The organism is Allobosea sp. 05T439 (assembly GCF_056396005.1).
Genome location: NZ_JBFTKP010000014.1, coordinates 107,263 through 131,891, shown reverse-complemented (window position 1 = coordinate 131,891; position 24,629 = coordinate 107,263). Strand labels below are relative to the sequence as shown.

Here is a 24,629-nt window from a genome sequence, read left to right as displayed (position 1 = left end):
AAGGGGGAACACCATGAAGATCACGTCCCGGACGGCCCGTGTCGCGAATGCGCTCGCAAGCGCCCTGATCGTCAGCGCTGCGCTGTCGTTCCCGACGATTGCCCATGCCGACAGCCTGTCTTCGATCAAGAGCGAAGGCTATGCGCGGGTCGGCTTCTCGAATTTCACCCCGTGGGGCTATGTCGACGACAAGGGAGAGCTTTCAGGGGTCGAGCCGACGCTCGTCCGAGCGTTTCTCAAGTCGATCGGCGTAGACAAGATGGACGGCGTAGTCACGCAGTTCGTCTCGATCATCCCCGCACTAGATGCCAAGCGACTGGATTTCATCGGCGCCGGCATGCAAATCCGGCCCGGTCGCTGCCAGCAGATCGCTTTCGGCGAGCCGGAATGGGTCAGCACGCAGGGTTTCGTTACAAAGGCCGGCAATCCGTCCAAACTGACAAGCTTGGATGATGTGAAGAGCAATGCCGCCACCCGTCTTGCTGTTGTCGCCGGTGGCACCGAGCGGGAGTACGCCAGGATCAACGGCATCCCTGATGCTCAGGTCGTCATCTTCCCAGATCTGCCCACCGCGGCGTCTGGCATCAAGGCGGGCCGGGTCGACGCCATGATGCAGACCTCGATCACCATCCGCGGCTTGCTGGCGGGCGACAAGCATCCTGAGCTCGCCTATGTCGCAATGTCGAAGCCGCCCCTCGACAAGGATGGCAATCCGGTCATCGGATATGGGGCAGTTGGTTTCCGCAAATCGGATCCGGAGCTTCTCGCCGCCTGGAATGCCTGGCTCAAAGGAGCCAAGCAGTCGGGTGAAATTGTGCGACTGCTGGAGCCGTTCGGCTTCACGGCGGCAGATATCGCACCTGACACGATCAAGACGGCAGATCTCTGCGCCGCAAAGAACTGACCGTCGCATGCTCCAGGATGAATCGTGAACCTCCTGCTTGAAATCAGTCCGGTGTTGCTGCGGGGAGCATACACAACCGTGTTGCTCACGTTGGTATCTGGGACCTGCGCGCTCCTGGTGGGCTTCGCGGTTGGGCTCGCTCGCCTGGCCCGGACCCGGTGGCTGTCCATTCCGCTGGCGATCTACATCGAGGTATTTCGCAACACGTCCTCGCTGGTCCAAATCTTCTACTTCTTCTTCGTGCTCCCTCTCATTGGGATTCGGCTCGAGGCATTCACGACAGGATGCCTCGTGCTGGCACTGAATTTCGGGGCTTATATTTCCGAGGTTGTGCGCTCAGCCATTCTTTCGATTGACCGCGGACAGCACGACGCCACCATCGCCCTGAATATGCCCACCAGCCTGAGCTACCGGCGGATCATCATCCCCCAGGCCATTCCGGTMATGCTTCCTGCCTTTGGGAATTACGCACTGGAATTGTTGAAGGCCACCTCGCTGGTTTCGCTCATAACAATCACGGAGCTGACGTTTTCCGGGGCTCAACTTGTCCAGTATTACGGGCACCCCACCCTCATCTACATGTCGATCTTCGTGATCTACCTGCTTCTGGCCTTGCCTCTAGTTGCTCTCAACAAGGCTCTTGAGCGGCACTCCGGAGGCCAGTGGAAGCCAAAGGTGCCGACGACATGAATTTCAGCCCTCAAATCACGGCGGAACTCCTCCCGGCACTGCTCAGAGGGACTGTCGTCACTCTGTACGCTACGGCCGCTGGCATGGCTGTCGCATTGGCCGTCGGGCTCTTGATCGCCGTCGCCCGCCGTGGCGGCAATCCTGTCGCCGTCCTGATCATCGACAGCTTCGTCACCGTCGTACGCAGCACGCCTCTCCTGATTCAGCTGTATCTGCTTTTCTATGTGCTTCCACTTTACGGGCCGTCGTTCAACCCCTTGTTTACGGGCATCCTGGGCCTGGGGTTGCATTACAGCAGCTACATCTCCGAGGTCTTCAGGGCTGGCATCGATGCTGTCCCCCGCGGGCAGTGGGAAGCCTGCATCGCCCTTCAATTCTCGCGTGTAAAAACCTGGACGAGAATAATCCTACCGCAGGCTTTTCGCATCGTCCTGCCGCAAATCGGCAACTACCTCATCTCAATGTATAAGCATGCGTCCCTTCTCGCCACGATCACAGTGGTCGAGCTTCTCGGAGCGGCATTGAACTTTGCCGGTGAAACGTTCCGATACTTCGAAGCCTTCACGCTTGTCGGCATCATATACTTCGTGATCGGCTTCGCATTTTCACGTCTTGTCCGTTACCTGGAGCAGAGAACGACTTACGGCCGGGCCTGAGTGCAAAGGTCGTTTGTATGCTTCCTGCTCCTTATCGAGTGCTGAGAATGGACCATCAGAGCGCAACTGCCTCCCAAACGCCGCTGGCGGCTGAATTCGTCAATGTCTCGAAGTCGTTCGGTGCATTCACGATCATCGACGATCTGAACCTGCAGATCAGGCCGTCAGAGCGCGTCTCGCTGATCGGCCCGAGCGGCTCCGGGAAAACCACGATCCTGCGTCTTCTGATGACCTTGGAGCGACCCAACGAGGGTGAGATCAAGGTGTTTGGAGACATCCTTTCGGCCGGCGGCGAAGGATCTGCGAAAGCTCGACCGGATCGGGAATTCAGAGCGATCCGCGGCAAGATCGGCATGGTGTTCCAGCAGTTCAACCTGTTCCCGCACATGACCGCGCTCGAAAACGTCATGGAAGCGCCGGTGCAGGTGCTCGGAATGCAACGCCAGGAGGCCCGAGACCTTGCCGAGAGTCTCTTGAAACGGGTCGGCCTGGCCGAAAAGGGCGCCTCCTATCCATCGCAACTGTCAGGTGGCCAGCAGCAGCGCGTCGCGATCGCGCGGGCCTTGGCCATGAAGCCCCAGATCATGTTGTTCGACGAGATCACGTCTGCGCTTGATCCCGAGGTCATCGGTGAGGTCCTCGAGGTTGTCCATAATCTCGCCMACGAGACCAAGATGGCGATGTTGGTTGTGACGCATGAAATGGGCTTCGCCCGTGACATTGCTGATCGCGTGATCTTCATGGAACGAGGAAAGATCGTCGAAGACGGCTCTCCGGGCGAGATCTTCAACGCTCCAAGAAACGACAGAACCAAGGCGTTTCTGAACGCAATCAAGCGATAGCCGACAAAGACATCACAGCAAAACCGGCCTGATTGGACTCATGCAGTCGGGCGACGGCCGTGCATTGCCGCGAGCAAGGGAGATCACAATGTCCTCACCTACGATAATCGGAGCCCCCGAGACCGCTTCGGCTCTCGCCTACCGTCCTCTCATAGATGCATTGGCAACCGGTTTTGCGGCKGGATGTCAGGCGCCGCTGCGCCATCACCACGCGATCGATCAGGCCGGGCAGCCGCAAGCCACGCTGCTCCTGATGCCGGCGTGGAGCCATGATGGCGACGCAGACAGCCTTCTCGGCGTCAAGATCGTGACCGTATACCCCGGCAACGCCGCGAAGGGACTGCCGGGACTCGCCTCGACCTATGTGCTCTATGATGGCTCGACGGGCCAGCAACTGGCGATCATTGACGGGAACACCATTACAGCCCGCCGAACCGTCGCGACAGCGGCGCTGGGCGCCCGGTTCCTGTCGCGTGAGAACGCACGAAGCCTACTGCTGCTCGGCTCCGGTCGGGTTGCCAGCCTCGTCCCCGGAGCGATGCGAGCCGTTCGACCGATCGACAAGGTCGCGGTCTGGGACATCGATGGCGTCGGCGCGCGCCGTCTGGCAGACAACCTCACCGCCAATGGTTTTCAAGCAACCGTCGTCGACAATCTCGAGCATGCGGTCGGCGAGGCCGACATTATTTCGGCAGCGACGTTGTCGACGCACCCTCTCCTTCGCGGTGATTGGGTTCGCCCGGGTACGCATGTGGATCTGATCGGCAGCTTCACGCCGACAATGCGTGAAGCGGACGATCGTCTGATGGCGGCTGCGATGATCTATGTCGATACAAGCGACGCGCTGCACGAGTCCGGCGATCTCATTCAGCCGATTGATGCGGGGGTCATCACCGCTTCCGACGTGCGGGCAACACTGACGGAACTGTGCAGGGGCTCCGCTTTCGGGCGCCAATCCGCCGAGCAGACGACCGTGTTCAAGGCCGTCGGATCGTCATTGGCCGATCTTGTCGCGGCCCGCCTTGTCTACCGTACCTTGAAGGCTCCCGAGCAGCAGATGCGCCTGAACACCGCCTCCTAATGGGTCGCGCGGCCCCATCGGGGCGACCTGGTGAGAAACCCTGTGATCTTCCGAGGAATCCCATGCAAAGCAACCGCGTTATTCATGTTGTCAGTTGTCATGCCGAGGGCGAGGTCGGCGACGTCATCGTGGGCGGCGTTCTGCCGCCGCCGGGCGAGACGATCTGGGAGCAGGCGCAGTTCATCGCCCGCGATCAGGGATTGCGGAACTTTGTGCTCAACGAGCCTCGAGGCGGCGTATTCCGCCATGTCAATCTCCTGGTGCCCCCCAAGGACCCCAGAGCCCATACCGGCTGGATCATCATGGAACCCGGCGATACCCCACCGATGTCCGGCTCAAACTCGATCTGCGTTTCGACCGTCCTGCTCAACAGCGGCATCGTCCCGATGCAGGAACCAATCACACGCCTCATCCTTGAACCTCCGGGAGGGCTGATCGAAGTCGAGGCCGAATGCAGGGACGGCAAGGCCGAGCGCATCCGGGTCCGGAACCATCCCTCCTTCGTGGACAAGCTCGATGCGCAACTCGAGATCCCTGGCATCGGCACGATGGCGGTCGACATTGCCTGGGGCGGCGACAGCTTCGTCATCATCGATGCGCCGTCGCTCGGGCTCGCAATCCGGCCGGACCAAGCCCGTGACATTGCCGAGATTGGCGTACGCGTCACGAATGCAGCCAACGAACAGCTGGGTTTCTCTCATCCGACCAACGGCTGGGACCATATCTCCTTTTGCCAGATGACCGAGCCGGTGACACGAAGGGACGGCGTCATGCACGGCACAAGCGCCGTGGCGATCCAGCCGGGCAAGATCGATCGATCGCCGTGCGGAACGGGGTGTTCGGCGCGGATGGCGGTCCTTAACGCACGCGGCGAATTGGCTGTTGGCGAACGGTTTGTCGGGCGGTCGATTGTCGATACCGAGTTCGATTGCCTGCTGGAATCGGAAGCGGGCCTGGGCGGCAAGCGAGCGATTGTCCCGGTGATTTCGGGCCGTGCCTGGATCACCGGCATCCATCAGCACATGCTCGACCCCACGGACCCATTCCCGGCCGGCTATCGGCTGTCCGATACCTGGCCAATGCAAAAACTGCAGAGATAGCGGAGCGAGCTCTTGCCCGGGGCTTTCTTGAATCCAATCGTAAAGCATTACGCGTAGCACCTTAGTTGCCCGCAAATGGGCATTCCGCGAACCTATGAACAGAGGATACCGAACATGCGCGAGTCGATTACCCTGCCCGGCCATCCCGAAAAATGGCCCTGCTTCTCCGATGTCGTGAAGGCGAAGGGGACACTGGTCTTCCTGGCGGGCCAGGTCGGCTGGGACGACCATGGCGTTTGGGCCGAAGGCTTTGAGAAACAGGCCGAACTTGCGCTCCAGAACATGGAGAGGGCTCTGGCAGCGGCCGGCGCCACGATCGACGACGTCGTCAAGGTCGTCGTCTTTGTGGCCGATGCCCGGAACGGCGACGCGGACTATCGCACCGGCAACAATTTCAACGAGATCTACTCCCGGTTCTTCAAGCGCAACTTTCCGGTTCGCACGCGGGTGCAGACCGGCATGCTCGCGAGAGATTGCCTCGTGGAGATCGATGTCATCGCTGTCATCAGCGACGATTGAACGATGGGCGGCCGATCCAACGCCGCCCACAAGCGTGCGAAAGGGAAGGCAGAGGTCTCCCCTTTCGCCCCGGTTTTGCTTGGACGGCCTTTGCCAAACATGGGCAATAGCGACTAGGCCCTGCTTGCTTCGCCTTGTGGCAGCGAGACTTCCCGACAGTTGGAAAGGGGAAGTCGCGAGAGGCGAAAACTGCGCGAAGCCTGTGTGCCAGACGCGAGACCCCGGACGTGGAAGCCTTGGTGCGCCCCCCTCTGTCCAGCCATGAGGCGTGTGGCCACCTTCATGTGTCCAGCCGGGACGTGGCTGCCCATTCCAGCCTCCTGGACGGGCCAGATACCCGTTGCGGCCGGCGCCCCAAGCGTCGCATCAAGGCCTTGCGCTCGCCCCCCAGATGCGATCGAGGAACCGGTCGGCATAGGGCTGCCAGAGTGCGCGGCCCTCCGGCGTCGGAAACAGCCTGTGCCCGTCTTCGCCGAATGCGTCCAGGAGATGATATTCGGCATCGCCGCCGGCGGAGCGATAGGCCCCTGCCATGCGGGCGGTCAGGGCGCTGTCGAAGAAGCGGTCGTTCCGGGTATAGATCCACAGGGTCGGGATCTTCGATGAACGGCCGAAGGTCGCCGCCGCGTCGACAAGGCTGTCCGGCGCGCAATTGTTGTTCGGCCGGCCGCCGGCATAGCCACCGCGGCCACCGGCGAAATTGATGACGGCGCGCACGCTCTCGGGGCCGCGGCTCGCTGCGGCCAGCGAGCCCCAGCCCCCGGCCGACTGGCCCACGAGCAGGATGCGGTCGGCCCGGATCGTGGGAAGGGTCGCGAAATAGCGCGCGACATTCTGGATATCATCCGCAGTCGCCAGCCCGCCGCGAACGTAGTCCGGCTGGCTGCACGGTCCGTAGGCCTCGGCCCATTCGCCTCCGCGCGGGCCATATCCGCGACGCAGCGGCAACACGACCATGAAGCCACGCGAGACCAGCCACTCCGCCCCCGCCCGGTATTCGGGCGGCGCCATGGTCTTGCGCGCAGCCGCATTCGCGGGCGAGCCGTGGCTGACGACCGCGAGCGGGAACGGGCCGGGCCCGACCGGACTGAACACGCGCGCCGGCAGCAGGATCTCGGCCCCCTGCGCATCCCGGCCCACCGGGACGAACCAGGCCTGCTCGCCGGGGCGCTCCAGATCGGCCGGCAACCGGCCCGGCCGGGGATGCTCGACCGCCTCCCAGGGGTTTGACGGCTGCGCCTGAGCCGGAGGGGCAAGCCCCAGCGCCAGGGTCGACGCCGCAACGGCACATTTCAACGGCAGCATCCAATCCCCGACAGAGGCGACGCTCGATGCAAACAGAGACATATTCGCGTTCCATCCCTAGATAATTTTCCAAACTGAAGTATCTTGCAGTATGAGAGTCAAGCGATATCGCAAATATGCGGGGTGTATCGAATACTTATTGCAATGTATTCGAAAATGTATTGAGTTTATGCAATTAACCCATAACTGTTATCTTGATACCGCTCGTCTTTTCAAACATCCTGCCCTCAAGAATATCGTGATCGAGGCGGCCCTTCCGCTGATGTCGATCCGCATGGGGAGCGTTCGCTATGTTACGCAGATTGACCCGAGCCGCTCTCGCGGGCTCGTTCCTGCTCGGCCTTGCCGTGGCTCCGGGACAGGCCGCGACGCCCAAGGACGTATTCGTCATGGCGAGCGACCTCATCACGTTCGATCCGGCTGCAGCCAACGAGTCGTTTCCCAACGAATTGTTGCGGCAGATGTGCACGCCGCTGCTCTCGCTGGATCACAAGGATCCTTCGAAAGTCGTMGCCGGTATCGCCGAGACATGGTCGAGCTCCCCGGACGGGAAGACCTGGACGTTCGCGCTGCGGCGCGGCATGGTTTTCCCGTCTGGCAATGCGGTCACCTCGTCGAGCATCGCCTGGGCCATGCGCCGGTCGATCAAGCTCAACCTGGTCAGCGCGAGCCTGATGCGCGACTGGGGGCTCACCTCGCCGGATCAGATCGCAACACCGGACGACCACACGCTCGTCATCACCCTCGCCAAGGATCTGGCGCCCTCGGTGACGCCCTTTGCCTTCACCAACCACCGCATGGGGTCGGCCCTCGACCGCGACACGATCATGGCGCGCGAGAAGGACGGCGATCTCGGCGCCGGCTGGCTGAACACGAATGTCGCCTGCTACGGCCCCTACCGCCTGAACACGCTGCGCGCCCAGGAAGTCGCGATCCTGGAAGCCAATCCGACCTACTGGAAGGGCGCGCCGGCGATGAAGCGGATCATCGTGCGGCATGTCCCGGAACCGGGCGCGCAGAGGCTCCTGCTCGAAAAGAACGACATCGACTACGCCAAGTCGGTCGAAGCCTCGTCACTGGCGGCCATGGTGGCCAATCCGGAACTGCGCTTTCAGTTTCAGCCGCGCCTCGACAGTGTCTATCTCGCGCTGAACCAGAAGGACCCGATCCTCAGCAACCCGAAGGTCATCGAGGCCTTTCGCTACCTGATCGATTATCAGGGGCTGAAGGAGACCGTGCAGAAGGGGCGCGCCGAAATCCGCCAGAGCTTCGTGCCGGCCGGCGTGTTCGGGGCGCTGCCGAAGGGCGAGGACCCCTATCGGCTGGACATCGCCAAGGCAAAGGCCCTCCTCACCGAGGCAGGCTATGGCGACGGCTTCAAGAAGACCGTCCTGACGATGACGAATTACCCGTTTCCGGATCTCGCGCAGAACTTCCAGCAGAATGCCGCGAAGGTCGGCGTGACGCTGGATATTCGCACCATGGCGACGGCGCAGCTCTACACCCTGATGCGCAGCCGCGACTTCCAGATGCTGATGGCGGTCTATGATTACGATTATCCCGATGCCAACGATATGGCGCTGCGGATGGCGTATAACCCCGACAACAGCGATGCCGCGAAGGCGACGAATTTCCTGGCCTGGCGTGCCGCATGGGCGCCCGACGCCTGGTTCAAGCAGCAGGTCGAGGCCGCGCAGGTGGAGCGCGACCCCGCCAAGCGCACCGCGCTCTATGCCGAGATGCAGCGCCGCCACATGCGCGAGGCGCCGATCATCGGCATCTTCCAGCGGCTGGGCGCGATGGCCCTGCACAAGCGGGTCAAGCGCTTCGAATATAACGGCTCGGAGTTCTTTTACGACACGATCGAGAAGGAGTGAGGCGTGAGCTCCCTGACCGGTCTCGCGCCGCGCCGAAACGCCCGCCTGCGCCTGCCGCGCTGGGCAGCGCCGGCCCTGCGCGGCGGGCTTTCCGTCGCGCTCACCCTGCTTGGCCTGCTGGCCCTGACCTTCTTCATCGGGCGCGTGCTGCCGTTCGACCCGATCGCCGCGGTCGTCGGCGAGAAGGCCGATGCCAGCGTCTACGAGAACGTGCGCATCAAGCTCGGGCTCGACCAGCCGCTCTACATCCAGTTCGTCATGTTCCTGCGCGACATGCTGAGCGGCAATTTCGGGCGGGCGATCTTCACCGGCAATCCCGTCGCCGACGATCTCAGACATGTCATTCCCGCGACGGTCGAGCTTGCCACCGTCGCCATCGTGATCGGCAGCGGGCTCGGCATCCCCTTCGGCGTCGCCGCTGCGGTCTATCGGGGAAAACCGATCGACCACGCCGTGCGGCTCCTGTCGCTGATCGGCCATTCCGTCCCGATCTTCTGGCTCGGCCTGATGGGGCTGATCGTCTTCTATGCCTGGCTCGGCTGGGTCGGCGGCTCCGGCCGGGTGGATATCTTCTATCTCGACGCCGTGCCGAAGCGGACGGGGCTGCTGCTCGTCGATTCAGCACTGGCGGGCGACTGGGACGTGTTCGTCAGCGCCGCGCGGCACATCATCCTGCCGGCTCTCCTGCTCGGCTATTCCTCGATGGCCTATATCAGCCGCATGACCCGGAGCTTCATGCTCGATCAGCTGAGCCAGGAATACATCACCACGGCGCGGGTCAAAGGGCTCTCGCGGCGGCGCGTGGTCTGGGGTCATGCCTTCCGCAACGTGCTGGTCCAGCTCGCCACGGTCATTGCGATTTCCTATGGCGGGCTGCTCGAAGGAGCGGTGCTCACCGAAACGGTCTTCGCCTGGCCCGGCTTCGGTCAGTACCTGACGACCGCCCTGATGATCGGCGACATGAACGCCGTTCTCGCCTGCACATTGATCGTGGGTCTGGTCTTCATCTGCCTGAACCTGATCACCGATCTCCTTTACCGCTTCCTGGATCCGCGCACCCGATGACGGCTCATTCCTTCGAGCGCAACGCTTCGTTGCGATCCTGGCTTCTCGCCGAGGCACCGCAATCGGGCTTCCAGGCCTGGATGCAGAGCTTCTACCTCGCCTGGCTGCGCCTGGCCGCGAACCCCCTCGCCGTCATCGGCGTGGTCGTCCTGCTGGTGATCGGGCTGGTCGCGCTGATGGCGCCGTGGATCGCCACCCACTCGCCCTTCGACCAGGTCCTGGCCGAACGGCTTCAGCGCCCGAGCGCCGCGCATTGGCTCGGAACGGACGAGCTCGGCCGGGATGTCTTCAGCCGCATCGTCTATGGCGCCCGCACCACGCTCTACATCGTCGGCCTCGTTGCCGTGATCGTCGGGCCGATCGGCCTGTGCATCGGCGCGACGGCCGGTTATCTCGGAGGCTGGGTCGAAGCGCTGCTGATGCGGATCACCGACATCTTCCTGTCCTTCCCGAGCCTGATCCTGGCGCTGGCCTTCGTCTCCGCCCTGGGCCCGAGCCTGCACAATGCGATCATCGCCATCGCGCTGTCCTCCTGGCCGGGGATCGCCCGTCTCGCCAGGGCGGAAACCCTGACGATCCGCTCCAGCGACTATGTCGATGCCGTCCGCGTCATGGGGGCCTCGACACCKCGGATCATCTTCAAGCACGTCATGCCGATGTGCCTGCCCTCGGTCGTCGTGCGGGTGACGCTGAGCATGGCCAGCGTCGCGTTGACCGCAGCCGGCCTCGGCTTCCTCGGCCTGGGCGCCCAGCCCCCGACGCCGGAATGGGGCGCCATGCTCTCGACGGCGAGACAATACCTGCTCGAGCACTGGTATCTCGCCGCCATGCCCGGCCTGGCCATCCTGACCGTCAGCCTCGCCTTCAACCTGTTCGGAGACGGGTTGCGCGACATGCTCAACCCGCGCTCGTGAGGGAGGGGACGATGTCCGGGACCACAAAGAGCCCCATCCTCACGGTCGAGGACCTGCGCGTCGGCTTTCCCGGCCCGCGCGGCCTTGTGGAGGCCGTGCGCGGCATCAGCTTCGAGGTCGGCCGGAACAAGGTCGGCATCGTCGGCGAGTCCGGCTCCGGCAAGTCAATGACCGGGCGGGCGATCCTCAACCTGTTGCCGTCGGGAGCGACCTCCACCGTCAAGTCCATGAAACTGGGCGAGACCGAGCTCGCAGGCCTGAGCGAAAACGAGATGCTCGGCATCCGCGGCAAGCGCGTCTCGATGATCCTGCAGGACCCGAAATACTCGCTCAACCCAGTCATGCGGGTGGGGCATCAGATCGCCGAAGCCTTTCGCGTGCATCATCGCGCCTCCCGCGCCGAAGCGAACGAGCGGGCGCTGGAGATGCTGGCGGCGGTCCGCATCCGCGATCCCAAGCGCGTCTTCGCGCTCTACCCGCACGAGGTCTCGGGCGGGATGGGCCAGCGCATCATGATCGCCATGATGCTCATTCCCGAGCCCGAGCTGATCATCGCGGATGAGCCGACCTCGGCGCTCGACGTCACCGTCCGGCTCCAGGTCCTGGCCATTCTCGACGAGCTCGTCACCACCCGCGGCATCGGCCTGATGTTCATCAGCCATGACCTCAACCTGGTCTCGACCTTCTGCGACGAGGTCTTGATCATGTATGCCGGGCGCATCGTGGAGCGATGCCCCGCCGCGGACCTTCACCAGGCGAAACATCCCTATACGCGCGGGCTGCTGGCCTCACTGCCCCGGCTCGAGGACGGCCATAAGCGCCTGCGGGTGCTGGAGCGCGACCCGTCCTGGCGCAACGAACCCATTCCGGCGGAAGCATGATCGAAGTCAGCCATTTGCGCGTCGCCTTCGGCGCGGGTGAAAACCAGTCCGTCGCCGTCGACGACGTCTCCTTCTCGATTCCCGAAGCGACCGTCTACGGGCTCGTGGGCGAGTCCGGCTGCGGCAAGACGACAATCCTGCGGTGCCTTGCCGGCCTCAACCGGCAATGGTCGGGGACCATCAGGATCGCCGGCAAGACCGTGGGACCGGTGCGCGATCTCGCGTTCTACCGGATGGCCCAGATGGTGTTCCAGGATCCCTATGGCTCCCTGCACCCACGGCACACCGTCAACACCATTCTCTCGGAGCCGCTGGTGGTGCACGGCATCGCCGGCATCGGCCCGCGCGTCTCCCGCGTGCTTGCCCAGGTCGGTCTTGGCGAGAGCTACCGCTACCGCTACCCGCACCAGCTCTCCGGCGGCCAGCGCCAGCGCGTGGCGATCGCGCGGGCTCTCATCCTCGAGCCCCGCATCCTGTTTCTCGACGAACCGACCTCGGCTCTCGACGTCTCCGTCCAGGCCGAGGTTCTCAACCTGCTCCGCGACATCCAGGTCGAACAGGGCCTCACCTGCGTCCTCGTCAGCCACGACCTGCCCGTCGTCGCCAATCTGTGCAACCGGCTCGCCGTGATGAACCAGGGCAAGCTGATCGAGGAGCTCGGCGTCGCCGACCTGATGTCGGCGCGCGCCCATAGCGGCTACACGCAGAGGCTCATCGCAGCCAGTGCCGGCTATGATCGTGCGCTGGTCGGCCTCGATGCGGACTAGCCCGGCCGTGGGGCGGACGGAGGTGGATGTCGACGCGGCATCGCCCTGGACGCGGCCGGGCGCTGCGACCMTGTCGCGTTAGGGAGGACGCCATGGAGGTCAAATGGTTGGAGGATTTCCTCAGCCTTGCGAGCACGGCAAGCTTCTCCCGTTCCGCTGCCGAACGCCATGTCACCCAGTCCGCCTTCAGCCGCCGCATCAGGCAACTCGAGGATTGGGTCGGCTTGCCCCTCGTCGATCGGGCCTCCTATCCGGTCCGGCTGACCTCGGCAGGCGAGAATTTCCGCGGGACCGCGCAGGAGCTGTTGCAGGACCTGTATCGCGCCAGGGACAAGCTGCGGGAGAAGCAGGGCCTGCGTGCAAACACCCTGTCCTTCGCGGCGCTCCACACGCTGTCGCTGACCTTTTTCCCGCAATGGCTGCGGCGCATCGAGCCCCGCTTCGGCGGGCTGCGGACGAGAGTGAGCGCGGACAATAACGGGATCGATTCCCTCGTGACCTCGCTGCGGGAAGGCGGCAGCGATTTTCTGCTGATCTACTCGCATAGCGCGGTGCCGGTTTTCATCGGGGACAGCGACATCATCCATATGCGATTGGGCGACGAKCGCGTCGTCCCGGTTTCGGCCCCCGACGCCAGCGGTCGCCCGCTTCACCGGATCGAGCCGGGAGCGACCCCGGCGCGGCACCTCGCCTATGGCGCCGGATCGTTCTTCCATCACGTGCTGGCGGATCTCTTCGCGAGACGAGCGCTCGAACGCATCACGATCCACGAGAACACGATGTCGGAAGGCCTGAAGGCGATGGCTCTGGCCGGTTGGGGGCTGGCCTGGATACCGGAGAGCATCGTGCGGCTCGATCTTGCCAGCGGGCAACTCGTGCGCGCCGCCGATGCCAGCTGGGACCTGACGGTCGATATCCGGCTCTATCGGTCCTTGTCGAATTCCCGTCCGGTCGTTGAGCAATTCTGGCGCACCGTCAGCGAGGACGAGCAGGACGCGGTCAGTGCAAAGCCGCAACTGGTCCGCTGCTAACGGGTAAAGGCAGCCGCTTGCCCATGCCCGTCAGATCTCGATCTCGGTTCCGAGCTCGACCACCTGCTTGGTCGGCACGCCGAAAAACGCAGCCGAGCGCTCGGCATTGCGCTGCAGGAAGGCGAACAGCGTTTCCCGCCAGACCGCCATGCCGGCGATCTGCTTGGTCGGGATGATCGTCTCGCGGCTGATGAAATAGGTGATCTGGGTGGGGTCCACTCCGGGCAGCCTGCCCTGTTCGCAGGCCATACGAAGTCCGTCGGCGATGCTCGGATACTGCATGAAGCCGAAATGCAGGATGATCCGGGTGATGCTCTCATGGAGTTCGATCACCTCGACGCGGCCATCCTCCTCGACGCGGGGGACCTCTGCGATGACGACCGTGACCAGCAGGATGCGCTCATGCAGGACGCGGTTGTGCTTGACGAACTGCGTCAGCGCGAGCGGCACGCCATGGGGAGCCGAGGCCATGAAGACGGCGGTTCCGGGCAGCCGCGAGCAGCAGGTCGCGACCGCGCTCTCGATCAGCTCCTCCTCCGGCTGGCGCAGATTGCGGCGGGCGCGCTCGACCAGTTTGACGCCGCTGCGCCAGGTCAGCATCACGAAGGCGGCCGCGGCCGCAAGCAGGAGCGGGAACCAGCCGCCTTCGAACAGCTTGGTCGTGTTCGCGGCGAAGAAGATGCAGTCGATGACGAGGAAGAAGCCGTTGACCGCAATCACGATCAGCGGCGGGTAGCCCCAGTGCAGCGCAACGAGCGCGGCCAACAGGGTGGTGATGGCCATCAGCAGGGAGACGGCGATGCCATAGGCGCCTGCCAGCGCATCGGACGAGCCGAAGCCGATCACCGCGCCGAGCGTCGCCGCCGCCAGCAGCCAGTTCACCAGCGGCACATAGATCTGGCCGATCTCGTGGCTTGCCGTGTGCTCGATATGCATGCGGGGCAGGAAGCCGAGCTGGATCGCCTGCTGCGTCAGCGAGAACACCCCGGAAATGATGGCTTGCGAGGCGATCACGGTCGCCACTGTGGCAAGGGCGACCAGCGGATAATGCGCCCAGTCCGGCGCCAGCTGGTAGAATGGATTATCCAGCGCGGCGCTGTCGGTGATCAGGAGTCCGGCCTGACCGAAATAGTTCAGCACGAGCGCCGGCAGGGCAATGCCGAACCAGGCGAGCCTGATCGGCAGGCGGCCGAAATGTCCCATGTCGGCATACATGGCTTCGCCGCCGGTGACGGCCAGGAATGCCGCGCCGAGAATGGCGAAGCTGACATGGAAGTCCTGGTGGATCAGGAAATTGACGGCGTAGAGCGGGCTCAGCGCCACAAGCACGCCGGGCGCCTGGGCGATGCCGTGGAGGCCAAGCAGCGCGATGATGATGAACCAGCCAAGCATGACCGGACCGAAGATCGCGCCGATGAAGCCTGTGCCCTTCTTCTGGACGGCAAACAGGCCGATCAGGACGACCACGGTCAATGGCACCACGACATGCTGCAGCGCCGGCGCGTCGAGCTTCAGGCCTTCGACGGCGCTCAGCACCGAGATCGCCGGAGTGATGGCGCCGTCGCCGTAAAGCAGCGCCGCACCGATCAGGCCGACGATCAGGAGATAGGCGCGCCAGCTCCCCGGCTCGGCGTTGCGGGCCGAGAGCAGGGCCAGCATGGCGACGATGCCGCCCTCGCCGCGATTATCGGCACGCAGGATCAGCAGCGCGTATTTCATGGAGATGATCAGGATCAGCGCCCACAGGATGAGCGAGACGATGCCGAGCACCGCATCCTGGCTGAGGCTGCCGCCCTGGGTCGCCGCCCTCGCCGCTTCCCGCAAGGCATAGAGCGGACTTGTTCCGATATCGCCATAGACGACGCCGAGAGCGCCGAGCGTGGCGGCGACCGGCAGGGCAGCGGGCGGTCTCGTTACCTGAGCGCTGTGGGCAGTCATGGTTCGATCCCAGCTGCAACCCAATACATAATCTGCGAGCATTGGGGGCAAATTGCTAGGGGGCGAGGATGCCGGTCGCGCGGGGCGGAAGGACCATCGTCGTCCCGCAGGCCAGGCGCCCGTCGAAAGGGCTGCGCTTCCTCGCCATGCGGGATGCCGTGCGCCCTGTTCTGGTCCTCACGATCGGCCAGAACGAAGGTCAAGCTGGACCAGGACCATGGGGCAGCGTCTGAGCCACCCAGACGCCTTCAGGAGGGCCCGGTCCTGGCCGGTTCAGATGAAGACTGACGATATCGGTTGGCGTTCAGGCAGAACGAGCTCCACAAGGCGCAGAGGCCGCGCCCCCTCAGTGACGGGGAGGCAACAGGGCCGATGGCGTCACCAAGTCCTGCAGAGCCAGGCCACGTTCCTTCAGCAGGGCCTCGAGCAACGGGCGCAGCTCGCCGAGGCTTTCCGCGACGGTGTCCCGCACCGTGTCGACAACCACCTGAGTCCCCCGTTCGATCTCGACATTGACCGCGTCACCCTCTCGCTTGGCGTCGAGATTCGTCACCCGGCGCGTCTCGGGGATAAGCCAGATCTCGAACCAGCCCTCGGCCTTGTTGCACTCCGAGACCGTCAGGCTGCATCCGTTGATGGCGATGTAGCCTTTCGGGAAGATGTACCGCTCGAAGGGCCGAGGGATGGAGAACCGGATGGCCTTGTTGCCTCCGTATTCCTTGATGAGGTCGATCCGCGCTGCGAAGTCGATATGGCCCGAGAGAGGGTGCCCACCGATCTCTGCGCCATCCTTCGCCGCCCGTTCGACATTGACCATGCTGCCCGGCCCACAATCCCCCAGCGTGGTGACCGCGAGGCTCTGGAGCATGACGTCGAAGAGCACCCGCTCAGTGGACATGATCGTCGTTGCCGTCAGGCAGACGCCATCCACGGCGACGCTGGCCCCGATGCCGAGCCCTTCGGTAAACCCTGCGGGGAAATCGAGCGTGAAGGTCCGGATGCCATTGTCGTCCTCAATGGCTGCAACCCGCGCTACGGTTTGAACAATGCCGGTGAACATCGCTGTCCTCATCCTCTCGAGCCGCGCCTTATAGCGCTCGCCGGATGCGGCAGGCCAGTCGATCAGGGCAAGGCCTGCGAGCGTCCGCGATGGGTCGGAGTTGGCTGTCGGCCGCTTTGACCAGGACAGCCCGGATGAACGGGCGCAGGGGCGATGGACCATGCCGGTCCGAAGGCTCAGCGCCGCCGCGCTGGGAGCGAGCGGGCAACGTAGCCCAGAGCAAACGTCACCATGGCGACCGCGAGCCCGGAGCAGATCAAGCCAGCCGGAGTGATCCGCGCCCGTCCCTGCAGGGTGATGTGCTTGCCGACACGCAGGTCGAACTCGGATCTGATTTCCTCGGGATGAGTCGGAGCCTCGTCGGCAACGGGGTTCCCGGCGCTGGCATTGGTCATCAGGCGCTCCACGTCTGAATGGCAAGGGTCGGATCGTGCCATGAAGCCCGATGACATCGCCAGCCCGGAGACTGGAAGGCCGAGGTCGGGCCGCCATGGCGCAGGCTCCTTCGGGCGCTTGACCTCGCCCCAAGGGCTGACTCTAGAGATGGGTTCATGAGCGATTCCTATCTTCTTGCCGGACGTTTCGGCGCCGCCACGCGGCTGTCTCCGAAGGCGTTGCGGCTCTATGCCGAACAGGGCCTGCTCGTGCCGGCCTACGTCGATCCGCAGACCGGGTACCGCTATTACGCCCCCGAGCAGGCGCCACGGGCGCGACTGATCGCGAGGCTGCGGCGGCTCGGCCTGCCGGTGGCGCGTGTCGGGCAGCTTGTCGCGCTTGCACCCGAGGCGCGCGCCGTCGAACTGCAGGCATGGCTCAGCGCGCAAAACGAGCTTCTGGCAGAGCAGACCGAGGGTGTTCGGGCGCTTGCCCGACACGCCGACGGTGGTGAACCCGCTTTGGCCTTGGCGATAAGCTTGCGCGAGATCGAGGCCAGCAAGGTCGTGTCCCGCCAGCGCCACGTCGGCGTCGAGGCCCTCGACGATTTCGTCGCCAGCGCCGAGGCCGATATCCGCGCCCATCTGCGGGGCTCGGGCCTGCCGGGCGACGGGCCGATGAGCGTGCATTGCCACAGCCTCGTCAGCCGCGACAGCGAAGGTCTGGTCGAGGTCGCCATCGCCTATGAGGGCAGCCTGGAACCTGCCGGCGACCTGCGCCTATGGCTGCAGCCGGCGCGGCGCGAGGCCTATCTGCCGGTGCCCAGGGCTTATGAAGATTTCCCGCTCGTCCTGCGCGTCTATGACGCGATCGAGGCGTGGCTCGACGCACGAAGCGATCTGAGCTGCAGCGACAGCCCCTGCGAAACCTATCCCGGAACCGGCGGCGCACGTTTCGATGTCGCCTATCCGATCACCCTGTAAGCGAGCCCGCCATGACGCATTTTTCCTATACGGGCTCCGGCCCCTATTGCTACGCCAATTCCTTCGCGATGATGTTCGGGGCCGACGCGCCCTCCACCGCGGTGATCGAGATCGCCATCGGCAGTCCGTTCGGCATGCAGTTGATCGGCGGCACGCTGCCATTCTTCGATCCCTATGGCTGGGACCCGGAGAAGGGCTTTGAGGACGCGCTTTCGTCGCTCGGCTGGACATCGACGGTCACGCAGGGCGGCGAGGCCGAGGAGGCCCTCGCCCGGCTCAAGGCGGCGCTGGCTGGCGGACCGGTCTGGATCGGCCCGGTCGAGATGGGGCATCTGCGGCACCAGCCGGGCATGCGTGGACCGATCGAGGCCGACCACTACGTCGTCGTCCTTGAAGCGGATAATGAGCGCGTGGTGATGCATGATCCGCAAGGCTATCCCTATGCCACCCTGCCGGTCGCCGATTTCATGGCCGCCTGGAGCGCCAGCACGCTGATCTATGGCGCGCCCTACACCATGCGAACCGCCTTCAGGCGCGTCGCAGAGGTCAGCGAGGTGGAGACGATCCGTGCGTCCGTCCCGGCGGCGATCCGCTGGCTGTCGATGGACGGCGATCTCGGCATGCCGGCCGGAAGCCTCGGCAATGGCGAAGCAGCCGAAGCCCTGGCGGCACGGATCGAGGCGCGATGCGACGAGGCGCTGCGCGGCCATATGGTCCATTTCGCGGTCAGGGTCGGCGCCCGCCGCGCGGTCGATGCCGCAGCCTGCCTGGCGCGCGCCGGCTATGCCGAGGCCGCGCGGATTGCCGACAGGCAGGCGCGCCTGATCGGCGCGATGCAATATCCGCTGGTTGTCGGCAACGACGCCGTTGCGGCGACCGCCCTTCGTGACCTGGCGCCCACCTACGACATGCTGCGGACGGCCTTGGAAAACCAAAGCTGAATGCCTGCCTGGGAGTGGACGCGCCTGGACGTTTGGACGCTTATCCCGGCGATTTGCAGCTACCCTCAGCGAATCCCGGCGGCGCTGTCATGCACCGGGACCTCGCTTGACCGCGCCCGGAGGACAATACCGAATGGCGAATGATGATCGCACCAGGTTCATTCCCAGGAGAACGCCGGAATCGGCGGCGATGTCGGCAAACGTCAAGCGGGCGATGACGATCACCGCCACCCTCAACCGTTTGACCTATAACGATGCCGATGAAGTCCGGGCCTTGTTCAGCGATCTCATCGGCAAGAGGGTCGACGACAGTTTCGTGTTGATACCGCCGTTCTATACGGAAAATGGGGTCAATATCCGTGTCGGGCGCAATGTCTTCGTCAATCAGAACTGCACCTTCTATGATCTCGGCGGGCTCGATATTGCCGACGACGTGCTGATCGGGCCGAATGTGAGCATCATCACGACCGGCCGCCCCCTTGAGCCGTCCCAACGGCGCGCCCGCGTCACCGCAAAGCCCATCGCGATCGGGAGAAATGTCTGGATCGCAGCCGGTGCGACCATCATCGGTGGCGTGACGATCGGAGAGAATTCGGTCGTCGCGGCGGCTTCGGTCGTCACCAGGGACGTTCCTTCGAACACCCTTGTCGGTGGCAATCCGGCGCGGGTCATTCGTTCGATCGCCGACTGAAGAACCGCCCGTATAATGGGCAGTCAAATGCTCCTTCGCCTGCGATCCCCTGGCGAATGCCGGGCCGGTTAAAGTTTACGCGGCACGGCCGGTCCATCGGCATTGCGTCAGCGCCATTGGTGGCGCAGAGGAAACGAGCGGGCTGCAGGTCACATGTGTCACCTGGCTCTTGAGAACTCTCGCATGTCTATCGCCCGTCTCTGCCTTGCGGCTTTCGCCGCCGCGCTTCTGTGCGTCGTGCCTGCCGCCGCCAAGAATTTCGCGGTTCCCGACAAGAACCCGGCCATTACGCTGACCGTTCCKAACAACTGGAAGACGCAGGAGATCGAGTTCGGCTACTCCGCGCGCCCGCAGGACGAGGCGATCTTCTTCTMGGTCGAGTTCGCGCATGCCCGCGAGATCGACAAGATGATGGCCACGAACGAATCCTGGATGAAGGAAAACAAGATCAAGCAGGTGAAGCCGATCCAGGCAGAAGTCCCGATCAACGGGATTTCCTCGACCGTCTTCCAGTTCCGCACCACTGACGCGAACGGCCCGACGACAGTCGATTTCATCCTGATGCCGGCCGGCAGCGGCCGGATGATCATGATCACCGTCTGGGGCAATGACGAAGAGCGCGAGACGCACGCCAAGGCGCTCGACGATATCTTCGGCAGCATCAAGTCGATCAACTGAGAAGACCCGGCGCGTATCGGACCTTCCGATACGCGTCTCTCCGCAACGGCCGCACGACGGACGGTGCAGCACGTGTCGGCAATTGCCGCGCAGCGCGACAAGGCGCTAGTCATTGTCCGGGATTTCCGCGTGATCCGCGCTCTCTCCGCATCGGACGCCTATCTCCGCAGCGCTCTACCCGACATCCTCTGCCTGCAGGAAGTCGTGCATACGCCTTCGTCGTCAAAGGACTGGCTGACCTACCGCGACGGCGATCATGTTCTTCCCCAGCGTGCAAACTTTTTCCGCGATATTGGCGCGGCTCTGCCCGACCATACCGCGATGTTCTTCCCGGCGGCGCAGGGCGTTCTCTGGGACGACGGCAAACCCGTGCCCTCGCAATGGGGCCTGGCGACATTCGTGCGATCTGCCTATCCGATCATCGGGCAGGCACAAGGCTTCGTGCACAGGGCGTTCTCCTGGGATGGCTACGGAGACCATCCCAGGTCGCGCAATGCTCATGTCATCCGACTTTTCGATTTCGAACGGGGGTGGCCGATCACCATCGCGCATATGCACGGGCTTCGCGACCTCGCGGGCAAGCAGGACACACAAGAGCGCCTGGAGCAGGCGACGCGCTTCGCGCGCTTGATCGCGAATGTCGCGCCGCCCGGGGAGCGCCTGGTCGTCTGCGGCGATTTCAATGTCGAACCTGGCAGCCGGACGTTCGACATCCTGGCCGAGATCGGCCTGCACGACCTCGTCACGGCGACCGGATGCACCGACACCCGAACCTCGCACTACAAGAAGGCGGGTCGCTACGCCGACTATATGCTCGTGCGCAGCAGCATCGACGTGATCGAATTCACGGTGGTCGAGCATCCCGAGGTCTCGGACCATCGACCGCTTCTTCTCACGATATGACAGACGCCGCCGGAAATCCGCGACATGCTGCGGGAGCGCTTGTCGGAAGCGGATGGCGCGCCGCGTCGCCCCCATTGCCGGCTTCGATCCTTGGCGCACAAATTCCATTCTGCGATGGTGCTGGAATCGCGGACAAGACTGTCGCGTTCATCGGAAGTTCGCGACAGGACATAGATCTGGCCATGACAACTGCAAGCCGCCCGGACTTGAGCGACATCCATCAGGGCGATTGGGTCGATCGCCGGCTTCCGGCCCATGGCGGCCCTATACGCGGCTGGCGCGGCTCGATCGCCCCGTGGGCATATGGCTCACGCTGTTCCCCTGTTGGGCCGCCCTGATTCAGGCCTCCGATGGCGTTCCCGACCTCGGGCTCCTGGCCATCTTCTCTCTCGGTGCGTTGCTGATGCGAAGCGCCGGCTCCACCATCAACGATATCGCCGATCGGAACTTTGACGGCCATGTCGAGCGAACCCGCTTCAGGCCGTTGGCAAGCGGGCAGATCGGCACGCGACAAGCTTTCGTCTTTCTGGGCGTGCAGCTTGCGCTGGCGGCTGCGCTGCTGCTTGTCCTCGCCCCATACACAGCTCTGGTCGCGCTGTGCGTACTCCCACTCGTGTTCATCTACCCGCTTTGCAAGCGTTTCACCCATTGGCCGCAGGCCGTCCTGGGCGCGGCCTTCAATTGGGGGATGCTCATGGCATGGGCCGAGGTCGCGGGGCATATCCCGCCCGGCGCGGTGCTGATGTGGGCCGGGGCCATCGCCTGGCAGATCGGCTACGATACCGTCTATGCCTATGTCGACGTGAAGGATGATAGCCGCCTCGGCCTGAAATCGACGGCGATCCTGTTCGGGCGGCACGGCAAGGCGTGGATTGGGCTGTTCTATGCCCTGACGCTTTCAGCCTGGTCGCTCGGCGGTTGGCTGCTGGGCATGTCGCCGCCTTACGCCATCGGCATGCTGCTGATCGCCGCGCATCTGGCCTGGCAGACCTGGCGGATAGACCTTGCCCGCCCGGACGTGAATTTTGGCTTGTTCCTGGCGAACATCCTGACCGGGGCGCTGCTGGCAGCTGCAGCCTTGCTGGGGACGATGTGAGGCCAGGCGCGGTCTGTCGTGAAACTCGCTCGCTAAAGCCCGCGGTTCCCGACTGACGTGCATCCTCATGCCCCTCGATCTCCGCCCTCGCCAGCAGCTGCCCCCCTTAAGCGGACGTTCGACCCGCTTAATTTGCTCCTGCCGGCGGTGAGCTCAATGCAATAGGACAGCGCTTTGAAACGTCTCCAGCTCCGGCGTGCGAGGCCGGGCGAGCGTCGCGGCCGCGGGACCTTCCTCCCAGATCAGGCCCTGGTGCATGAACGCCACGCGGTTGGCGACCTTGCAGGCAAAGCCGATGTCGTGGGTCACCAGCATGATGGTCATGCCGTCGCGCACCATCTCCTCCAGCAGTTTCGGCACCTCGCCGACCAGCTCCGGATCGTCGAACAGGATGAGTTGCGGCGACATCGCCAGCGAACGCGCGATGGCCAGACATTGCTGCTGACCGCCGGAGAGCTGATCGGGATAGACGTCGATCTTCTCGGCCAGTCCCACCTTTCGCAGCACGGTTTCAGCCAGGTGCCGTGCCTCGGCCAGCGGCACCCCCTTCACCACATTGGGCGCGAGCGTGATGTTCTCCTCGGCGCTGAGATGCGGGAAGAGATTGAAGCTCTGGAACACGATGCCGACATGCTGGCGCAGCTTGCGCAGATCCGTGCCGGGATCGTTGACCACGGTGCCGTTGAAGGAGATGGTGCCGCCCTGGATAGGCTCCAGCCCGTTCACGCAGCGCAGCAAGGTGCTCTTGCCCGAGCCCGAGCGGCCGATGACGGCGACGATCTCCCCCTTCGCGACGGTGAGCGACACGCCATTCAAGACCGTGTGCTGGCCGTAGCGCTTGACCACGTCATTCAGATCAAGGAGCGACATGCAGCCTCCGCTCGAGCCGCCGGCTCCATTGCGTCAGGTCGAAGCAATGCGCGAAGTCAATGATAGTGATCATGACATAGATGGGGATGAGCCGGAAGGTGGTACAGGCGCCACCTCCAGTGTCTCCGAACACCCCGTCCCGGTCTCCACGAAACCGGCGGCGCGCGCGGGGCGGCGTCGCTGCTGGCCTGGAGGCCAGGGCGATGACGTCCCCAACCCCAGACCATCGGCGACGCCTMTCTATTTCTTGAGAGCCGGGCAGGCGCCGTCTGCGAGCGAGCGGAAGGCCTGGTCTCCGGGGATGGTCGCGACGAGGTTGTAGAAGTCCCAGTCGCCCTTCGACTCTTCCGGCTTCTTCACCTGGAAGACGTAGAAGTCATGGACCATGCGTCCGTCCTCGCGCAGCTTCGCGCTGCGCACGACATCGTCCTCGATCGGGATCTCGCGCATCTTGGCGATGACGGTCTTGGCGTCGTCGGATTTCGCGGCTGCGACCGCCTTGAGATAATGCCGGACCGCCGAATAGATTCCGGCATGGATGGCCGAGGGAACGGTGCCGTTCTTCGCCTTGAAGCGCTCGGAGAAGGCGCGCGTCCGATCATCCAGGTTCCAGTAGAAGCCTTCCGTCAGCACGGTGCCCTGCGCGCCCTGGAGGCCGACGCTCTTCACATCCATCACGGTCATGAAGAAGGCGACCAGCTTCTGGGCGCCCTGGCCGACGCCAAAGTCCCGAGCCGTCTTGATCCCGGCGATCGTGTCGCCACCGGCATTGGCCAGCGCGATGATGTCGGCGCCCGAGCCTTGCGCGGTCAGGAGCTGCGACGATAATTCGGTTGCGGGAAAGGCATGCCGGACCGAGCCGAGATAGTTCCCGCCCTTGGCCGTCACCAGGGTCTTGGTATCGGCTTCGAGCTGGTGTCCCAGCGCATAATTCGCCGTCACCAGATACCATTTCGAGCCGGGCTTCGTCAGCGCATTCGCGACCCCGGAGACCTGGACATAGGTGTCCCACATCCATTGCACGATATGATCGGGCTGGCAGGCGTCACCGGTCAGCCGCGCCGTGCCGCCCGGAAACAGGCCGACCCGGTTCTTCTCCTTCAGCAGCGGCGGCAAGGCGAGCTGGAGCGAGGCGTTCGACATGTCGGCGAGGACATCGACCTTCTGCTGGTCGATCCATTCGCGCGCGATCACGGAGGCGACATCGGCCTTGTTCTGATGATCGGCCGAGACGGTTTCGATCGTCATGCCGGCGCATTCGGCCGCAAGGCAATCATCGATCGCCATCCGGGTCGCCAGCACCGATCCCTTGCCGGTGATGTCGGAATAGACGCCGGACATGTCGGTGAGGACGCCGATCTTGACGACTCCGTCGGAGACCTCCGCCTTGGCCGCGAGACCCGGCCACCCGAGCGCCAGCGCGACCGTCGCTGCTACGAACTTGATCCGCATTCCAAATCCT

At 64.0% G+C, this 24,629-nt stretch carries 24 protein-coding genes and 1 pseudogene; 19 read left to right on the top strand and 6 right to left on the bottom strand.

Going from position 1 to position 24,629, the window contains the following annotated elements:
* The first annotated feature begins 13 nt into the window (after positions 1-13).
* From ehuB to AC1DIO_RS18055, 7 genes are all read left to right on the top strand, one after another.
* Positions 14-904 (top strand): ectoine/hydroxyectoine ABC transporter substrate-binding protein EhuB, encoded by an 891-nt coding sequence (gene ehuB, locus AC1DIO_RS18085; protein ID WP_441491196.1) that lies wholly within the window; start codon positions 14-16, stop codon positions 902-904.
* 24 nt (positions 905-928) lie between these two features.
* Positions 929-1,594 carry an amino acid ABC transporter permease gene (locus AC1DIO_RS18080; protein ID WP_162768001.1) on the top strand — a complete coding sequence of 222 codons (666 nt, stop codon included), beginning with the start codon at positions 929-931 and terminating at the stop codon, positions 1,592-1,594.
* A complete protein-coding gene (ehuD, locus tag AC1DIO_RS18075) occupies positions 1,567-2,250 on the top strand; it encodes an ectoine/hydroxyectoine ABC transporter permease subunit EhuD (RefSeq protein WP_476776157.1) in 684 nt (227 codons plus the stop codon). Before AC1DIO_RS18080 ends, ehuD begins: the two co-directional genes overlap by 28 nt.
* Before the next feature lie 17 nt (positions 2,251-2,267).
* Complete coding sequence (gene ehuA / locus AC1DIO_RS18070) at positions 2,268-3,092, top strand: ectoine/hydroxyectoine ABC transporter ATP-binding protein EhuA (RefSeq protein WP_476853787.1); 825 nt, start codon at positions 2,268-2,270, stop codon at positions 3,090-3,092.
* An 82-nt stretch (positions 3,093-3,174) separates the two neighbouring features.
* The gene (gene lhpI / locus AC1DIO_RS18065) at positions 3,175-4,173 is read left to right on the top strand and encodes a bifunctional Delta(1)-pyrroline-2-carboxylate/Delta(1)-piperideine-2-carboxylate reductase (protein WP_441491366.1); all 999 of its coding nucleotides are present in this window, start codon (positions 3,175-3,177) and stop codon (positions 4,171-4,173) included.
* 62 nt (positions 4,174-4,235) lie between these two features.
* Positions 4,236-5,273 (top strand): trans-3-hydroxy-L-proline dehydratase, encoded by a 1,038-nt coding sequence (locus tag AC1DIO_RS18060; RefSeq protein WP_476776231.1) that lies wholly within the window; start codon positions 4,236-4,238, stop codon positions 5,271-5,273.
* Between the two features lie 114 nt (positions 5,274-5,387).
* On the top strand, positions 5,388-5,792 hold the full coding sequence (locus tag AC1DIO_RS18055; RefSeq protein ID WP_441506753.1) for a RidA family protein: 405 nt from the start codon (positions 5,388-5,390) through the stop codon (positions 5,790-5,792).
* A gap of 366 nt (positions 5,793-6,158) precedes the next feature.
* On the opposite strand, the gene AC1DIO_RS18050 is transcribed toward AC1DIO_RS18055, so the two are convergent.
* The gene (locus AC1DIO_RS18050; RefSeq protein WP_476853786.1) at positions 6,159-7,139 is read right to left on the bottom strand and encodes an alpha/beta hydrolase family protein; all 981 of its coding nucleotides are present in this window, start codon (positions 7,137-7,139) and stop codon (positions 6,159-6,161) included.
* 248 nt (positions 7,140-7,387) lie between these two features.
* On the opposite strand from AC1DIO_RS18050, the gene AC1DIO_RS18045 reads away from it, so the two are divergent.
* The 6 genes from AC1DIO_RS18045 to AC1DIO_RS18020 all read left to right on the top strand — a co-directional run bounded on the left by AC1DIO_RS18045 (position 7,388) and on the right by AC1DIO_RS18020 (position 13,632).
* A complete protein-coding gene (locus AC1DIO_RS18045) occupies positions 7,388-8,974 on the top strand; it encodes an ABC transporter substrate-binding protein (RefSeq protein ID WP_476853785.1) in 1,587 nt (528 codons plus the stop codon).
* Positions 8,975-9,019: 45 nt separating this feature from the next.
* Positions 9,020-10,039: an ABC transporter permease gene (locus AC1DIO_RS18040; protein WP_441491365.1), complete on the top strand. Its 1,020-nt coding sequence runs from the start codon at positions 9,020-9,022 to the stop codon at positions 10,037-10,039.
* On the top strand, positions 10,036-10,953 hold the full coding sequence (gene nikC / locus AC1DIO_RS18035; protein ID WP_476853784.1) for a nickel transporter permease: 918 nt from the start codon (positions 10,036-10,038) through the stop codon (positions 10,951-10,953). The genes AC1DIO_RS18040 and nikC overlap by 4 nt, the downstream gene beginning before the upstream one ends.
* An 11-nt stretch (positions 10,954-10,964) precedes the next feature.
* Complete coding sequence (locus tag AC1DIO_RS18030) at positions 10,965-11,834, top strand: ABC transporter ATP-binding protein (protein WP_441491187.1); 870 nt, start codon at positions 10,965-10,967, stop codon at positions 11,832-11,834.
* Positions 11,831-12,601, top strand: coding sequence for an ABC transporter ATP-binding protein (locus tag AC1DIO_RS18025; protein ID WP_441491186.1), 771 nt, complete (start codon positions 11,831-11,833; stop codon positions 12,599-12,601). Before AC1DIO_RS18030 ends, AC1DIO_RS18025 begins: the two co-directional genes overlap by 4 nt.
* Before the next feature lie 92 nt (positions 12,602-12,693).
* The gene (locus AC1DIO_RS18020; RefSeq protein ID WP_476853783.1) at positions 12,694-13,632 is read left to right on the top strand and encodes a LysR substrate-binding domain-containing protein; all 939 of its coding nucleotides are present in this window, start codon (positions 12,694-12,696) and stop codon (positions 13,630-13,632) included.
* 30 nt (positions 13,633-13,662) lie between these two features.
* Here the strand turns inward: AC1DIO_RS18020 and AC1DIO_RS18015 are convergent, their stop codons facing one another.
* The 3 genes from AC1DIO_RS18015 to AC1DIO_RS18005 form a co-directional block, all read right to left on the bottom strand.
* A complete protein-coding gene (locus tag AC1DIO_RS18015; protein WP_476853782.1) occupies positions 13,663-15,570 on the bottom strand; it encodes a potassium transporter Kup in 1,908 nt (635 codons plus the stop codon).
* A gap of 346 nt (positions 15,571-15,916) precedes the next feature.
* Positions 15,917-16,630: a riboflavin synthase subunit alpha gene (locus AC1DIO_RS18010; RefSeq protein ID WP_476853781.1), complete on the bottom strand. Its 714-nt coding sequence runs from the start codon at positions 16,628-16,630 to the stop codon at positions 15,917-15,919.
* A gap of 176 nt (positions 16,631-16,806) precedes the next feature.
* Positions 16,807-17,025, bottom strand: a complete 219-nt coding sequence (locus tag AC1DIO_RS18005; RefSeq protein WP_441491182.1) for a hypothetical protein — start codon at positions 17,023-17,025, stop codon at positions 16,807-16,809.
* Positions 17,026-17,181: 156 nt separating this feature from the next.
* On the opposite strand from AC1DIO_RS18005, the gene AC1DIO_RS18000 reads away from it, so the two are divergent.
* The 6 genes and pseudogenes from AC1DIO_RS18000 to ubiA all read left to right on the top strand — a co-directional run bounded on the left by AC1DIO_RS18000 (position 17,182) and on the right by ubiA (position 22,297).
* Positions 17,182-17,988: a MerR family transcriptional regulator gene (locus tag AC1DIO_RS18000; protein ID WP_476853780.1), complete on the top strand. Its 807-nt coding sequence runs from the start codon at positions 17,182-17,184 to the stop codon at positions 17,986-17,988.
* A gap of 11 nt (positions 17,989-17,999) precedes the next feature.
* A complete protein-coding gene (locus tag AC1DIO_RS17995) occupies positions 18,000-18,929 on the top strand; it encodes a hypothetical protein (RefSeq protein ID WP_441506744.1) in 930 nt (309 codons plus the stop codon).
* A 190-nt stretch (positions 18,930-19,119) separates the two neighbouring features.
* Positions 19,120-19,620 (top strand): sugar O-acetyltransferase, encoded by a 501-nt coding sequence (locus AC1DIO_RS17990; RefSeq protein ID WP_441491179.1) that lies wholly within the window; start codon positions 19,120-19,122, stop codon positions 19,618-19,620.
* Between the two features lie 183 nt (positions 19,621-19,803).
* Positions 19,804-20,298: a hypothetical protein gene (locus tag AC1DIO_RS17985; protein ID WP_476853779.1), complete on the top strand. Its 495-nt coding sequence runs from the start codon at positions 19,804-19,806 to the stop codon at positions 20,296-20,298.
* A gap of 111 nt (positions 20,299-20,409) precedes the next feature.
* Positions 20,410-21,201 carry an endonuclease/exonuclease/phosphatase family protein gene (locus tag AC1DIO_RS17980; protein WP_441491364.1) on the top strand — a complete coding sequence of 264 codons (792 nt, stop codon included), beginning with the start codon at positions 20,410-20,412 and terminating at the stop codon, positions 21,199-21,201.
* Between the two features lie 182 nt (positions 21,202-21,383).
* Positions 21,384-22,297: pseudogene (gene ubiA / locus AC1DIO_RS17975) on the top strand (4-hydroxybenzoate octaprenyltransferase).
* Positions 22,298-22,450: 153 nt separating this feature from the next.
* Here ubiA and AC1DIO_RS17970 read toward each other — a convergent pair.
* Complete coding sequence (locus tag AC1DIO_RS17970; RefSeq protein ID WP_441506741.1) at positions 22,451-23,167, bottom strand: amino acid ABC transporter ATP-binding protein; 717 nt, start codon at positions 23,165-23,167, stop codon at positions 22,451-22,453.
* Positions 23,168-23,407: 240 nt separating this feature from the next.
* On the bottom strand, positions 23,408-24,619 hold the full coding sequence (locus tag AC1DIO_RS17965) for an ABC transporter substrate-binding protein (protein ID WP_441491175.1): 1,212 nt from the start codon (positions 24,617-24,619) through the stop codon (positions 23,408-23,410).
* Between the last annotated feature and the right edge of the window lie 10 nt (positions 24,620-24,629).

Coding starts and splice junctions, on each gene's coding strand:
- AC1DIO_RS18025 (WP_441491186.1), top strand. CDS start 11,831: ATGATCGAAGTCAGCCATTTGCGCGTCGCCTTCGGCGCGGGTGAAAAC.
- AC1DIO_RS17990 (WP_441491179.1), top strand. CDS start 19,120: ATGTCGGCAAACGTCAAGCGGGCGATGACGATCACCGCCACCCTCAAC.
- AC1DIO_RS18000 (WP_476853780.1), top strand. CDS start 17,182: ATGAGCGATTCCTATCTTCTTGCCGGACGTTTCGGCGCCGCCACGCGG.
- ehuB (WP_441491196.1), top strand. CDS start 14: ATGAAGATCACGTCCCGGACGGCCCGTGTCGCGAATGCGCTCGCAAGC.
- AC1DIO_RS17970 (WP_441506741.1), bottom strand. CDS start 23,167: ATGTCGCTCCTTGATCTGAATGACGTGGTCAAGCGCTACGGCCAGCAC.
- AC1DIO_RS18030 (WP_441491187.1), top strand. CDS start 10,965: ATGTCCGGGACCACAAAGAGCCCCATCCTCACGGTCGAGGACCTGCGC.
- AC1DIO_RS18055 (WP_441506753.1), top strand. CDS start 5,388: ATGCGCGAGTCGATTACCCTGCCCGGCCATCCCGAAAAATGGCCCTGC.
- AC1DIO_RS18010 (WP_476853781.1), bottom strand. CDS start 16,630: ATGTTCACCGGCATTGTTCAAACCGTAGCGCGGGTTGCAGCCATTGAG.
- AC1DIO_RS18060 (WP_476776231.1), top strand. CDS start 4,236: ATGCAAAGCAACCGCGTTATTCATGTTGTCAGTTGTCATGCCGAGGGC.
- AC1DIO_RS17965 (WP_441491175.1), bottom strand. CDS start 24,619: ATGCGGATCAAGTTCGTAGCAGCGACGGTCGCGCTGGCGCTCGGGTGG.
- AC1DIO_RS18015 (WP_476853782.1), bottom strand. CDS start 15,570: ATGACTGCCCACAGCGCTCAGGTAACGAGACCGCCCGCTGCCCTGCCG.
- AC1DIO_RS18050 (WP_476853786.1), bottom strand. CDS start 7,139: ATGTCTCTGTTTGCATCGAGCGTCGCCTCTGTCGGGGATTGGATGCTG.
- AC1DIO_RS17995 (WP_441506744.1), top strand. CDS start 18,000: ATGACGCATTTTTCCTATACGGGCTCCGGCCCCTATTGCTACGCCAAT.
- AC1DIO_RS18005 (WP_441491182.1), bottom strand. CDS start 17,025: ATGACCAATGCCAGCGCCGGGAACCCCGTTGCCGACGAGGCTCCGACT.